At 37.5% G+C, this 12,710-nt stretch carries 21 protein-coding genes; 8 read left to right on the forward strand and 13 right to left on the reverse strand.

What is annotated here, in order from left to right:
• Window positions 1-10 precede the first annotated feature (10 nt).
• Both ACC612_RS12460 and ACC612_RS12465 read left to right on the forward strand, forming a co-directional pair.
• Entirely contained in the window at window positions 11-1,189 is a 1,179-nt protein-coding gene (locus tag ACC612_RS12460; protein WP_371854888.1) for a CapA family protein, read from the forward strand.
• Window positions 1,186-2,922 carry an asparagine synthase-related protein gene (locus ACC612_RS12465; protein ID WP_371854889.1) on the forward strand — a complete coding sequence of 579 codons (1,737 nt, stop codon included), beginning with the start codon at window positions 1,186-1,188 and terminating at the stop codon, window positions 2,920-2,922. Before ACC612_RS12460 ends, ACC612_RS12465 begins: the two co-directional genes overlap by 4 nt.
• Window positions 2,923-3,082: 160 nt before the next feature.
• Here the strand turns inward: ACC612_RS12465 and ACC612_RS12470 are convergent, their stop codons facing one another.
• From ACC612_RS12470 to ACC612_RS12480, 3 genes are all read right to left on the reverse strand, one after another.
• Window positions 3,083-3,886 (reverse strand): class I SAM-dependent methyltransferase, encoded by an 804-nt coding sequence (locus ACC612_RS12470; protein ID WP_371854890.1) that lies wholly within the window; start codon window positions 3,884-3,886, stop codon window positions 3,083-3,085.
• Between the two features lie 307 nt (window positions 3,887-4,193).
• Window positions 4,194-5,336, reverse strand: a complete 1,143-nt coding sequence (wecB, locus tag ACC612_RS12475; protein WP_371854891.1) for a non-hydrolyzing UDP-N-acetylglucosamine 2-epimerase — start codon at window positions 5,334-5,336, stop codon at window positions 4,194-4,196.
• Window positions 5,311-5,493, reverse strand: coding sequence for a hypothetical protein (locus ACC612_RS12480; protein ID WP_371854892.1), 183 nt, complete (start codon window positions 5,491-5,493; stop codon window positions 5,311-5,313). The genes wecB and ACC612_RS12480 overlap by 26 nt, the downstream gene beginning before the upstream one ends.
• Window positions 5,494-5,549: 56 nt before the next feature.
• On the opposite strand from ACC612_RS12480, the gene ACC612_RS12485 reads away from it, so the two are divergent.
• From ACC612_RS12485 to ACC612_RS12500, 4 genes are all read left to right on the forward strand, one after another.
• Window positions 5,550-5,672 (forward strand): hypothetical protein, encoded by a 123-nt coding sequence (locus ACC612_RS12485; protein ID WP_371854893.1) that lies wholly within the window; start codon window positions 5,550-5,552, stop codon window positions 5,670-5,672.
• A gap of 764 nt (window positions 5,673-6,436) precedes the next feature.
• Window positions 6,437-6,688 carry a type II toxin-antitoxin system HicB family antitoxin gene (locus tag ACC612_RS12490; protein WP_371854894.1) on the forward strand — a complete coding sequence of 84 codons (252 nt, stop codon included), beginning with the start codon at window positions 6,437-6,439 and terminating at the stop codon, window positions 6,686-6,688.
• A gap of 180 nt (window positions 6,689-6,868) precedes the next feature.
• Entirely contained in the window at window positions 6,869-7,171 is a 303-nt protein-coding gene (locus ACC612_RS12495) for a nucleotidyltransferase family protein (RefSeq protein WP_371854895.1), read from the forward strand.
• Window positions 7,172-7,222: 51 nt separating this feature from the next.
• Window positions 7,223-7,522: a DUF86 domain-containing protein gene (locus ACC612_RS12500; RefSeq protein WP_371854897.1), complete on the forward strand. Its 300-nt coding sequence runs from the start codon at window positions 7,223-7,225 to the stop codon at window positions 7,520-7,522.
• A gap of 210 nt (window positions 7,523-7,732) precedes the next feature.
• Here the strand turns inward: ACC612_RS12500 and ACC612_RS12505 are convergent, their stop codons facing one another.
• The 9 genes from ACC612_RS12505 to ACC612_RS12545 all read right to left on the reverse strand — a co-directional run bounded on the left by ACC612_RS12505 (window position 7,733) and on the right by ACC612_RS12545 (window position 11,408).
• A complete protein-coding gene (locus ACC612_RS12505) occupies window positions 7,733-7,906 on the reverse strand; it encodes a hypothetical protein (protein WP_371854898.1) in 174 nt (57 codons plus the stop codon).
• Complete coding sequence (locus ACC612_RS12510) at window positions 7,890-8,144, reverse strand: type II toxin-antitoxin system MqsA family antitoxin (RefSeq protein ID WP_371854899.1); 255 nt, start codon at window positions 8,142-8,144, stop codon at window positions 7,890-7,892. Before ACC612_RS12510 ends, ACC612_RS12505 begins: the two co-directional genes overlap by 17 nt.
• 75 nt (window positions 8,145-8,219) lie before the next feature.
• On the reverse strand, window positions 8,220-8,489 hold the full coding sequence (locus tag ACC612_RS12515) for a type II toxin-antitoxin system RelE/ParE family toxin (RefSeq protein WP_371854900.1): 270 nt from the start codon (window positions 8,487-8,489) through the stop codon (window positions 8,220-8,222).
• A 5-nt stretch (window positions 8,490-8,494) separates the two neighbouring features.
• Entirely contained in the window at window positions 8,495-8,782 is a 288-nt protein-coding gene (locus ACC612_RS12520) for a hypothetical protein (protein ID WP_371854901.1), read from the reverse strand.
• Window positions 8,782-8,937: a hypothetical protein gene (locus ACC612_RS12525; RefSeq protein ID WP_371854902.1), complete on the reverse strand. Its 156-nt coding sequence runs from the start codon at window positions 8,935-8,937 to the stop codon at window positions 8,782-8,784. Before ACC612_RS12525 ends, ACC612_RS12520 begins: the two co-directional genes overlap by 1 nt.
• 71 nt (window positions 8,938-9,008) lie before the next feature.
• Complete coding sequence (locus tag ACC612_RS12530) at window positions 9,009-9,152, reverse strand: DUF86 domain-containing protein (protein WP_371854903.1); 144 nt, start codon at window positions 9,150-9,152, stop codon at window positions 9,009-9,011.
• Window positions 9,142-9,492 carry a nucleotidyltransferase family protein gene (locus tag ACC612_RS12535; protein WP_371854904.1) on the reverse strand — a complete coding sequence of 117 codons (351 nt, stop codon included), beginning with the start codon at window positions 9,490-9,492 and terminating at the stop codon, window positions 9,142-9,144. The genes ACC612_RS12530 and ACC612_RS12535 overlap by 11 nt, the downstream gene beginning before the upstream one ends.
• 177 nt (window positions 9,493-9,669) lie before the next feature.
• Window positions 9,670-9,825 carry a type II toxin-antitoxin system HicB family antitoxin gene (locus tag ACC612_RS12540; protein ID WP_371854905.1) on the reverse strand — a complete coding sequence of 52 codons (156 nt, stop codon included), beginning with the start codon at window positions 9,823-9,825 and terminating at the stop codon, window positions 9,670-9,672.
• 203 nt (window positions 9,826-10,028) lie between these two features.
• Window positions 10,029-11,408 carry an ATP-binding protein gene (locus ACC612_RS12545; RefSeq protein WP_371854906.1) on the reverse strand — a complete coding sequence of 460 codons (1,380 nt, stop codon included), beginning with the start codon at window positions 11,406-11,408 and terminating at the stop codon, window positions 10,029-10,031.
• A gap of 484 nt (window positions 11,409-11,892) precedes the next feature.
• On the opposite strand from ACC612_RS12545, the gene ACC612_RS12550 reads away from it, so the two are divergent.
• Together ACC612_RS12550 and ACC612_RS12555 are read left to right on the forward strand one after the other, a co-directional pair.
• Window positions 11,893-12,126: a hypothetical protein gene (locus ACC612_RS12550; protein WP_371854907.1), complete on the forward strand. Its 234-nt coding sequence runs from the start codon at window positions 11,893-11,895 to the stop codon at window positions 12,124-12,126.
• Window positions 12,126-12,389 (forward strand): type II toxin-antitoxin system RelE/ParE family toxin, encoded by a 264-nt coding sequence (locus ACC612_RS12555; RefSeq protein ID WP_371854908.1) that lies wholly within the window; start codon window positions 12,126-12,128, stop codon window positions 12,387-12,389. The genes ACC612_RS12550 and ACC612_RS12555 overlap by 1 nt, the downstream gene beginning before the upstream one ends.
• Here the strand turns inward: ACC612_RS12555 and ACC612_RS12560 are convergent.
• Window positions 12,374-12,709, reverse strand: a complete 336-nt coding sequence (locus ACC612_RS12560; RefSeq protein ID WP_371854909.1) for a nucleotidyltransferase family protein — start codon at window positions 12,707-12,709, stop codon at window positions 12,374-12,376. The two genes, ACC612_RS12555 and ACC612_RS12560, sit on opposite strands and share 16 nt — an antisense overlap.
• Window position 12,710: the final 1 nt, after the last annotated feature.

Here is a 12,710-nt window from a genome sequence, read left to right on the forward strand (position 1 = left end):
TAGGTGTTTTATGGAAATAATATTTACAGGTGATTTTTCCTCAAGTGGAATATTCGACAAAAAAATTCAAACACGAGAGAATATATTTGATGCTGCTATATTAGATGTGTTCAAGCATTCAGACTATGTACATATAAATCTTGAAAATCCAATAACTAATACTGATTTTATAAATAAAAAAGGAATTTGTTTAAAAGCACCACCTGAAACTGCTGAATATTTGAAATCATATGGAGTGAATATTTGTACTCTTGCAAATAATCATATCATGGATTGTGGGATAATTGGGCTTAAAGATACAATCTCTTTGCTCAGGAAAAATGAAATTGAATTTTATGGAATAGGAGGATATGATGAATATATTATCTTAGAAAAAGATCAATTGAAAATAGCTTTAATAGCTTCAGTGCACAATGAGGGACCTTTATGGGAAGGAAAAGATTTAGCTCCTTTTAATTTTAACCTAAAGCAGATAAAATCAATTATAGAGAAAATAAAATTCAAAGAAAATCCAGACTATATAATTTATAATTATCATGGTGGAACAGAATTTAATATAATTCCAGAACCAAGTAGAAGAAGCTTTTTTAAGAAAATAATTGAATCTGGGGTTGATGTAGTAATTGGTCATCACGCACACGTCCCTCAAGGAATTGAAAAGTACAAAAATGGTATTATAGTCTATGGTTTAGGTAATTTTTGCTTTGACATAACTGCGCATAAAAATATGGCATATACAGATAAATCATTTATAATACGGTTTGCTTTTCAAAAAGATAAAAAGATATTGTTCGATAAAATATTCTATAGCTTAAATCATGAAATAGGCCTTATTGATTGTTCATCAGTTTCCATGATGAATGTAGAAGTTTTTGAGGAGTTATTACAGGTTTTTAGTGATGATTCGGATTACATGTACAATTGGGAAAAAGAAGCATTTAGACTTTATTTTGGGATTCATAATTTTCTTGATCATCAATTAGATAGTAAACTAATCGTTGAAACAAATAATCTATCATTGGCTAAAACATCACTAACTAATACCATTAATACTAAAAGGAGAAGTTATGGTACATTGGCTTTACCTATACTATTTGTAGGTAAGTTATATTTGGATGTAATTCACGTTAATATCCGTCCAATTATGTATGGCGCATTACGCTTTTTGATAAGGAGAGATTCTCGATGATAAGTTGCAGTATTGATTTAACTAATCAGTATTATCCTTGGGAATATATTAACTACAATGAAATTAAGTTCTCTTTTAAAGGTAATATTTTCTTAGATAGGGAAATTTTAAACTCATCTAGATTAATAGATTTATTTTCGCCTTTATTAATGAGTAATAATGAAAATAAATTACACCAACTTATCGAAGTAATTGCAAGTTTAAAAGGAGAATTCGCGATAGTAATTGAATTTCAGAATTACATTATTTCAGCAGTTGATAGGGTTCGTAGCATTCCTTTGTTCTATTCCAAAACAGACTGTTATTTTGTGATTTCTGATGATGCATACTGCATAAAAAATAGACTAAAATCAAAAATTGATGAAATAAATGCTGCTGAATTTTTGGTGACAGGATACGTAATCGGTCAAAATACTTTGTGTGATGAAATCAAACAACTTGAGGCAGGTGAAATATTAATCTATGATAAAGCAAAAGATAATATTGTTTCCTCTGCTTACTTTCACTTTATTAACAATGATTCATTGGATGTTGATGAAAATATATTACTTGACAAACTAGACTTTTGTTTTCTGAATGTATTCAACAGGTTGATTGAATCGACAGTAAACAAAGGAATGCAGATTGTTGTTCCCTTAAGTGGGGGACTTGATTCGCGAATAATCGTAGCAATGCTCAAAAGACTTGGGGTAACTAATGTAATCTGTTTCACATATGGCAATAAAAATGATACTGAGGTAAAGATAAGTGAAAGGGTTGCAAAGTTTGTTGGATATAAATGGGTTTTTGTCGAATATACGTTTTCTGAATGGAATGGTATTTTAGAATCAACTGAAATTCTTGAATACCAACGCTATGGTTGCAATTTAGTATCAATGGCACACATTCAGGATTATCTGGCAGTTAAAATGATGAAAAAGAAAGGAATTTTAACTGAAGATGCTGTTTTTATTCCGGGGCATAGTGGTGATATGTTAGCAGGAAGTCACATCCCATTGTTGCCAGTTAATCACGGATCAATATATAATTTTGATGAATGCTCGAAACAGATTCTATTGAAGCATTATTCATTATGGAACTGGAAACAAATTGAGTTGATTGATTTATTTAAGGCTAACATAAAAAAGACTATTAATCCCATAACTGTTAACGATGTTACGTCATATATTAATGCTTTAGAAATCTTTAATTTTAAGGAAAGGCAATCAAAATATATTGTCAATTCCGTAAGAGTGTATGAGTATTTTAATTATTCATGGCGACTTCCTTTGTGGGATCCAGAATTAATTGATTTTTTTACAAAAATACCACTTAAATACAAAATAGCACAATATCTTTACATAAAATATGCTTCTGAAATTTTGTTTTCTGAATCTCTTGAAGAGTTATGTAATATTGAGTGTACAACAAAACTTAAAAAGGGAAAAGAACCATCTCGGTCTCTTTCAGCTAAGGTTTTTGTTAATTTTGGCTTAAGGAATATATCTAAAATGGTTGGAACATTCAAAATTAGTAGACACCTCTATAGATATTATATAAAAATACAACAAAATAAACAGTATATCCCCTCCTCATGTTTGAGGAGTAAAGATATTGTAGATGTGCTGAATAATTATCCAACTTTAAAAATGATAACTATACATGGATCAGAAAAGGTATTTTCGTACGGTATGAATATATGGTCGTTACATCATATATTACATATTATTGAAAGAGAAAATCGTAAAGAATAATCTCAAAGGACAAGTAATCAGTTATGAGCCTGTTTCAAAACTCCCATTGTTCTTCTTTTTGAACCAAAAGGCAAACAATGAACTCTTTATGTGCTATGATTTCATTCAACAGAACTTTGGTCCAATGAACGCAAAATGAGTTTTGAAACCAGCTCAATCATTATTTCTGGTAGATCATTGTATATTTTCCTCCTACATCATTCCCATCAACAGAATTGCTAATTATTTTTAGGCCAAGTGGTTGAGTCATATTTTTCCTGTAAATAGATTTGCTACGATTTGTAAGTAATAAATCATCCTTTTCGGTTTCAATATCCCAATTATGTAATCCTAGCCAATGAGCAGCCGTTCCTTCTTTAATAAAGCCATCCAATATTAAGACCCCACCAGGTTTTAATATGTGATACGTATTCTGAAGGAATTCCACAGGATCTTGAGAATGATCAAGCGCATTTTGTATATAAACACAGTGCAACATGTTATTCGGAAACATTTCTTTTAATTTTTCGCCATATCCTTTAATGCATGTTAAGTTATATCCGGTAGAATATTTTTTGTGTAATTCCTGATAAACATCAGCTAATGGATCGATTGTAATTATTTTAATCTCATCATTTTCAGCGAAATCTTTTGTATAAAACTCTGAAATAGGACCACAGCCAATATCCAGACAAATAATCGTTTCATTAAACTCATTTTTTAAAACCTTCATTGCTGTCATTAATGACGGCTTCGGTTCTTTCCTGTAAGTCAATATGTTTAAATCTGAGCTTTCAATTGCTTTTTTACGAAAAAACCTTCTCCAATATAAACTCTCAGAGGATAAATCCGGTTCAGAATAAATATATGATTTCAATTTTTCAGAGATAAATTTTAAGTAAATATCTAAAACGACCAAATCAAAATGTAGTAAATCAAACTGTATATATCCAACTATTCTGCTAAAAATTTGACCATCACCCATATAGATCCTCCAGATTTAATGAAAAACGTTAAAACAAATGATATTCATACAGTAGGTACATAGCAAATATATTTAAGTGTTTTGAAATGAATCCCTGAACTATATGAACCAGCAACTTGACCCCTTAGATTTCCATTATATTAGATGTACTTTTTTGCGTTCTCTCGATTCTTGTTTAACTTGAAAATAATTAATTTAAGATGTGTTGATTCCTTAGGTGCATCCTAACTTGTTCTTGCCACTCCCCTTTTCATATATAATGGTCGTTGATTTTTGTTTTTATAAACTCCATGTTTTTAGCTCCAAATTATAAAGTTACAGATAATTCTTGAATCATTATCTTGCTTGCATCCCCATCCCCATAAGGATTCTGCCATCCATTCCCTGCCTGCATCATCTGCTTCGTACATTCTATGATATGTGTACCAGCCACCACATTCGCCCCCACATCCACAGTCTCCGGCCTCTCTGTGTTATCCCTCAATGTAACACATGGCACACCTAAAATACAGGCTTCTTCCTGGAGGCCACCGCTATCGGTGAGGATTAGGCGAGCACCACTTTCAAGCTGCAGAAATTCCAGATAGCCCACGGGATCGGTTATGCGAACACCTACAGGGATTTGCAGGCCGAATTCATGTATCATCTTGACTGTACGGGGGTGGGCCGGGAAGATGATGGGTAAGTGGAACTCGTCGTAAACCTGCCTGAAGCCATCGAGGATGCCGGACAGGCGATCCTTGTTGTCAGTGTTCTCAGCCCGGTGGACGGTTGTGAGGAAGTAGCCTTTTTCCTGAAGGTCCATGTCCTTAAGGGGATTTGCGGTTTGTTTAGAGATCTCAAGGTTCTGGTACACGGCATCCACAACGGTGTTGCCTGTGACAAAGATCTTGTCTTCAGGAATGCCTTCGCTTAGCAGGTATTGCTTTGAGGTATCGGTGGGTGCAAAAAGGTAATCGGAAATATGGTCGGCCATGATACGGTTGATCTCTTCGGGCATGGTTCTGTCAAAACTCCGCAGGCCCGCTTCCACATGGCCAATCCTGATGTGCAGTTTGGAAGCCGCCAGGGCTCCTGCAAGGACTGTGTTGGTATCACCCTGCACCAGCACCACATCCGGTGTGTCTTCCATGAGGATCTGCTCTATGCCAGCAAGCATCTTACCGGTCTGTGCACCGTGCAGGCCGGAGCCCACGTCCAGGTTGTATTTTGCCGCCGGAAGTTTAAGCTGCTCAAAGAATATCCTGTCCATCTCGTAGCTATAATGCTGGCCGGTATGGAGAATGTAATATTCAATACCACGTTTTTCACATTCCCGAATAACAGGACTCATTTTGATGATTTCAGGACGGGTACCCAGGATGATCGCTATCTTCAACTTATATCCTCTCTTTATTCTGACAACTACACGTTCCCCTTGCTGCTCATTCTCCAAAATCCCGGTGTTCATGTATGCATGAAACTGCACGGGTCGTCAGCAATCCGACCATGTTTCTCCAGGACATGGCGTTTTCAGCTCGAATAACCCATACGAGCACTTGCTTTGACGATCCCGGTACTATCCGTTCACCTTTTAAACGGCACCTGAGATTTTTACGATTGTACATAAGATAGCGAACATATTTAAGTGTTTTGAAATGAATTGGAGGAAAGGACGAGGGTTTTGTATGGGAAAGAGGCAGGGGGACTGCAGGTTGTGGTGGGTAGAAGATATGCAGTATCTGTGCTAAAGGTGGTCGGCGTGGTTGAATTGATATTGAACTTCAGGGTACATTCTATATTCTGACTAAACCACAGAGGGTACGAAGACTTGCTCGTATTCTCTGTGTACTCTGTGGTAAAATAGGTATTGAACTCTAAGGTATTTTACGATATTAATAAACCACAGAGATCACAGAGGACACGGAGAGAGTGCTTACAGGGTACTCTATGCTCTCTGTGTACTCTGTGGTAAAATAGGTATTGAGATCTAAGCTATTTTACGATATTAATAAACCACATAGATCACAGAGGACACGGAGAGAGGTCTTACAGGGTACTCTGCGCTCTCTGTGTACTCTGTGGTAAAATAGGTATTGAACTCTAAGCTGTTTTACGATATTAATAAACAACAGAGATCACAGAGGACACGGAGAGAGGTCTTACAAAGTACTCTGTGCTCTCTGTGTACTCTGTGGTAAAATAGGTATTGAACTCTAAGCTATTTTACAATATTAATCACAGAGATCACGAGGACACGGAGACGATTTTTATATTTTACTCTGTGCATTCTCCGTGTACTCTCTGGTTAGTTCATATGAGTTGCTGTGAAGGCATCCGCAGCACAAAGCCGCAATAATCACGAAAAAGCAAAGCCTGTTCTGACTTCTTTGCGCCTTAGCGTCCTTGCGTTGATAAATAGTTACTTTTTTAATTGGCAGAACATATAGTCCATCAAAGATAAAAAAACACCTCCGACTGCTTTTATAATAGGACCTTGTCCTTACCGGTGAAGACACATATATACGTTGTTAACTATATGTTATAACAAACTTCAAGAGATGCTAAAGAATGCTCATCGAATATATCCAGGCAGCCCTTGAAAAGGCCAGATACGAAATTATAGAAGATGAGGAAACCTCTTATGGTGAAGTGCTGGAGCTAGAAGGTGTTTGGGCTACAGGCAATACCCTTGAAGAATGCAGGAGAAATCTTGAAGAGGTTATTGATGAGTGGATAGTTTTCCGGTTAAGGAGAGGCCTTATGCTTCCACCAATAGGTAATCACCTAATAAAAGACTCCGGGGAAATTGCAGTTGCCTAAGTTAGTGCCAGTTACCTGGCGAAACCTTGTACAAGGCTAAAGGAATTAGGCTTTAAAGGTCCATTTTCTGGCGGAAAGCATTCTTTCATCCTGAAGAGATCTTTGATGAATGAATAGTTTTCAGATGAATAAATCTAGACAAAACATACATATGAAAAAGAACATATAAATCAAAAGAAAATGCCACATAATGCAGATGTTGAAACTTACAGATGCAAACTCCACGAAATGCTACCGGAGTTGAAAAAAGAGTATAATGTCAGCTACATCGGACTGTTCGGGTCCTATGTACGTGGGGAGAATACTCCTGAAAGCGACCTTGACGTACTTGTGGAATTCAGCAGGACACCCACCATATTCAGGTTCGTCCATCTAGAAAACTATCTTTCCGATTCCCTGGGAGTCAAAGTGGACCTTGTCATGAAAAATGCATTGAAACCGAATATTGGGAAATACATATTAAAAGAAGTCGAAGCTGTCTGAGGGATTAGGATTCGAGATATAAATGACTATGTCCGGGACATATATAATGCCATGGAAGCAGCAGAGGACTTTGTCAGTGACTGTACATTTGAGGACTTTATCGGGGATATCAAGACACAGTACGCAGTGATCCGGGCTCTGGAGATAATCGGCGAGGCCGCAAAGAATGTTCCTGAGGACATAAGGCAAAAGTATCCCTCTGTTCCGTGGAAAGACCTGGCAGGCATACGCGACAAATTAATACACGCATATTTTGGTGTCGACCTTGAAGTTGTCTGGCTCAGTGTAAAAGAAGGTATCCCTGAATCAAAGCATGTGATAGGGAGTTTATTGGCTGATTTAGACCTATAGAACCTGCATCTATCGAACATAAAGACAGTGCCGACAAACCACTGACCCTTTAATTCGTCTGCCCTTTGGTCCTGCAGTTAAGGCACTTCTAAAGATTTACTGAATTTTTCCCTCTTTGTTCCTCGATAGCCAAAGGCTGGAAGGTAAGGTAGTTGGCAGCTTAAAGGATGGTCTTTGAGCATTGAGTCAATGCCGATCCTTTTAATACCTTCAATCCTCAGCATTATAATTCCATGAATCTCTTTCATTTTTCAGATATTCTTCCGTGTCTGTGTTTTTCCATACTTCCTTATGTAATCCTCTTATCCGACCCGTATAACTAGTGGTTTTTTTAATAACCTGTGCCAGATCGAATGTATCTTTTATCTCAAGTTTCCACTTCACTAAGACTCAACTCTCCGGCAGCAAGAGGATGCACCAGCAAAGTAGAATCATGGAATTTTCTCATGATCCTATCGATCTTTCTGGAAGTTTCAGGCGTGTAATAAGCTTCTCCGCACTCCTGACAGATGAAAGCATCTACGTCCCTTATGGAAAGCACTTTTTCCTCTACCTTCACAACGAACTCATGCTTCCCCTTTATAAGCTTACCTTTACAGAAACTACATCTATCCGGGATCATTATGATCACATCCTTATTCTGTCTTCATGCCATTTATCTTTTGTTGATTTGTATTATGAAGATCTTAGACAATGTTCAATTTTGATATGCATCATCATGGTGAGAAAAATGTACCAGTAAAACAATTCTTTCTTCCACATTTACGGTGAAAATCAATACAAACCTCGTCATAATGTGTACCCTATAATAACCAGCAAGATCGTTGCGCAGCGGTTTATAACGAGTAGGATTTTCTAGTATCTCAGTAACCTTCTTTTCGAGGATACTTTGTAGCTGAGGATTTTTCTTTGTTAGCCTTTTGATCTCTTTTTTACAGGATGGATCAATGTAAAGCGCATAACTCACACAGATCACCGGAATATGTCAGACACATCTGTGACTGCTACAGCTGATCTCTTATCACTCTTTTTGAGCTTATCGATGACCTCTTGCCTTATAGACAGCTCGTCAACAGGATGCCAGTCGATAGTTTCACAAAAAGCTGCATCATCTTCTGAAATACTTTTTTCTCTGATGTAAGTCTCAAGTATTCTCCTTTTTCTTATTCCATCCTGTACAACTTTAGACCACCTGACCCATGAAAATTTCTGAACCTGATCATAGAGTTCATCATCAATGGGGATTGTCAGAGTAGACATTAATTTTCACGGCTCCTTTCAAAGCGCTCAAACTGTTCCAGCATGCGTACTTTCTTTTCAATACTTTCCTTTGCGACCTGTGCCCAGTTAATATCAGGGAAAGCATCAATTTCCAATTTAAGCTCATCAGGGAGAGAGATAGTAAATCTTTTCATTACATCACCAATTGCATAGAACTATGCAATTGCACACATTTATAGTTAGTGATTTAAAATCAGTTCTGTGTCTAGCCGATGATTTCAAGCTGCCTGACAACTCCATCTTGTATAAGCCGTGTTTCGAGGAATTCATCATAAGTTACATTAGTATAATCCACAATCTGGTTCACTGCATCCAGTATATGCCTCAAGAAAAAAGCATCATCTCTCATAATAAATCCTCTTGAGATCTGTTTTTACCATTGGAGCAATATAAGGGCTCAATGATCTTTCAGTGATAAGATCAACCTTTTTTCCAAGCAGGTTTTCAAAAGCTTTCTCGGCCCTTACATGATCAATGAGACTCTTGCCCTTTGAAAATGTAACTAAAAGATCAATGTCACTATTCTGTGTTTGTTGACCTCTGGAATAAGAGCCGAATAGCCCAAGAGAAGAGATATCATTCTGCCTGCAAAGGTCCAGCAGTTCCTCTGCCTTATCTCTGGAGAGGCCCTGAGCCAGAACAAGGTCGAATGTATCGTGAATTTCGGTGGCATTCTTATGTGATGTCATAGAATATCTTCATTTGAGTTTTTACCCGAATCTATTTTGAGACTTTTCATATAAGAGATAACGAATCCAGGTTATCACGTTGAAACCAGTGGTCTTCTTGCTTCAATGTAATAAAGCAACCTCTACCTGCTGCAGGCCGACAAATTCAGGAATTGTTTCTTTGTCTTCGGGAGTCATTTATTCCAGGCACAGTTCTAGCACTTCTTTTAGCCTGATCTGCAATTCATCCAATGTATCAGCCTGTGTATGAGCTCCGGGAATCCCCGGGACGATAGCAACATAACATCCGATTTCCACATCTTTCTCAATATACGCAGTGAATTTGGTTATCATTGGTATCCTACTTTCTATTCGCCTTACTATATATCATCATACTTTATGCACATGATGCTCCAGAAAGATGTAAAGCGCATAACTCACACAGATCACCGGATTTTGTCAGACACATCTGTGACTGCTACAGATGATATCTAATAGCTTTTTTGAGCTTATCGATTACCTCTTGCCTTATAGGCAGCTCGTCAACTGGATGCCAATCATGCACCTATCATCTTTTCCACATCCTCCAGGTCAAATGCAAAAAAGTCCAAGTCCTCTTTCCCCTCGATCTTTTTGGCTATTAGACAATAATTTCCATTCCACGTGCCATTGACTCTTTTTGACTTTTCCTTAAGGTCTGCGACTATAGCCACAGCCTCGTTTTCAGAAAGGAGTTTCCACTTCACCTCGCAGAACAAGGCATTACGACTGCTCTTATCAAAAGCAATAATATCGATCTCAGTATCTTTTTTCCACCATTTACCAATGTCTGTGAACTTGAAAGGCAGTTTTTCCTGTTTGTTGAGCGATATAAGCAGTTCTTTTGCCGTGTCTTCAAAAGCATATCCAAAATAAGTGTTTATATCTTTCTTAACTATATTTTCTGCCAAATCCGGGTCTATCTCAAAGGTCCCATAGTATTTGTAGATGAATTTGAACCAAAACTTAAAGAAATTATCATGCAGGAAATACCGGGAATTCCTGGACCCGCCTTGTATCACAGGCTCCTCTTTTTTAACTATCTCATACTTGTGTACAAGTTCATTCAGGTACTTTGCAACAGTTCCCGGAGGCATTGCCGTATAATCCGCGATATGCGCAGGGATCACTTTGCCTGAAGCAATGGCTTCAAGAATGGAAAAATACCCTTTGTGCTCCGATCCGAATTCCAGGACAAGTATATTCTTTGCTTCTTCCATAAGCATCTGAGTATCCACAAAGAGCTTTTTGAATACTTGCATTGCATGTGGTTCACTGAACTGCCCTGCAAGTAACAGGTATTTTGGTACCCCGCCAAGCATAAAATAAGTTTTCATTGCTTCTTCTAACTGGAAATTCTTGATACCATTCAGGAATGCATAGCTATCTGCAAAAGTGAACGGCTTTATATTGAATAGATACGTAGCTCTTCCGAACAACGGTTCTTTGCTCTCCTCAAATATCTTCTTCATCATACCTACAAAAGAGCCTATTACTATGATCATATGCTTGCTCTCACGATGGTGGGCATCCCAATGCTTCTGGAATTTTGAAAAGAACTTGGCATTGACTCTGGCAAAATTCTGGAACTCATCGAGCACTATCACCAACTTATCCTTAATGTTAAAAAGAAGAGTAAAAAAATCATCAAAGCTATCAAGACGAGGTCTGATACCTGTTATAGTTTCAAGTTCCACTTCAAGATCGCGCAATAGCAACTCTTCATTTTTGATCTCAACAAAAAGATACAGACTTTTCTTATTCCTGACAAACTCCTTACTTAGCTCAGTTTTGCCCACGCGTCTTCGTCCATAGAACACAACCAGGGACGAAAAAGGAGCACTGTACATTTCTTCAAGTTGTTCAAGCTCTCTTACGCGATCAAAGAATATTACCATACAGTAAGTTACTGTACAGTAAGTATTTAGTACTTGCGTTTATAAAGAGTAGGATTTTCTAGTATCCCAGTACCCTTCTTTTCGAGGATACTTTGTAGCTGAGGATTTTTCTTTGTTAGTCTTTTGATCTCTTTTTTACAGGATGGATCAATGCAAAGCGCATAACTCACACAGATCACCGGATTTTGTCAGACACATCTGTGACTGCTACAGATGATCTCTAATAGCTTTTTTGAGCTTATCGATGAACTCATATTTTATTTTCTTAATATATTCTGAAAATGCCAGGTGACCCTTGAACAGATGTTGATGTTCTTCAAGGAGCAAATGTACTTTCTATCAAAACAACACACCGCCACAGGCGGCGCAGTCCATGAAAAATGTACTAACCTGAAGCAGTAAATTTAAAGAGCTCTTTTAGAATAGATTAGTAGTTGATTTCCATAAACAGTTATTTATGGTATACCATTATATACCACAGTATATGCATGCGACTACAATAAAAGTAGATCCAAAACTAAAAAGTAGCCTTGATAATTTAAAACTCCACCCAAGGGAATCATATAATGACGTGATCGCACGTCTGCTGAACATGGCATATGATGAGGAACCTTTAAGTGATTCAACTCTTGAAAGGATCGAAGAGAGCCTTAAAGACCTAAAGAGTGGAAAATACTACACCCAGGAAGAAATTGAAGCTGAACTGGGGCTTAGTTGATGTACTCCATCCTGTATTCCCCAGGAGCAAGACGAGACCTGCAGAAACTTCCGATCGATATAGCAAAAAGAATAGTTGCTGCCATTAAGGAAATGCAGGACGATCCGAAAGCACATGTAAAGAAACTCAAAGGGTCTCCAAAGTCTCCTTTGTATTCACTGCGGATAGGGGAATACCGTGTAATAATGAGCATTGACGGCGACAAACTGATTATCTTTGTTATTGAAGTAGGTCATAGAAGTGTGATCTACCGAAAACGCTGAGACAAATTAGGGATTTCTGAGATATACCTAAGTAAGACACACTTTTTTCCAAGGAGGCTTTCAAAAGCTTTTTCAGTACTTATATGATCAATTAGACTCTTCCCCTTTGAAAATGTAACTAGAAGGTCCAGGTCACTATCCTGTGTTTGTTGACCTATGGAATAAGAGCCAAATAACCCAAGAGAAAAAATATCGTTCTGCCTGCAAAGGTCCAGCAGTTCTTCTGCCTTGTCTCTGGAAAGGCCCAGAGCATGAAGAAGGTCAAATATATTTTTTATCGCTTTTTTGAGGATATCGATGAACCCTTGCCTTATAGGCAAC

This window comes from Methanomethylovorans sp. (assembly GCF_041447285.1).
In the GTDB taxonomy this organism is placed as follows: Archaea; Halobacteriota; Methanosarcinia; order Methanosarcinales; family Methanosarcinaceae; genus Methanomethylovorans.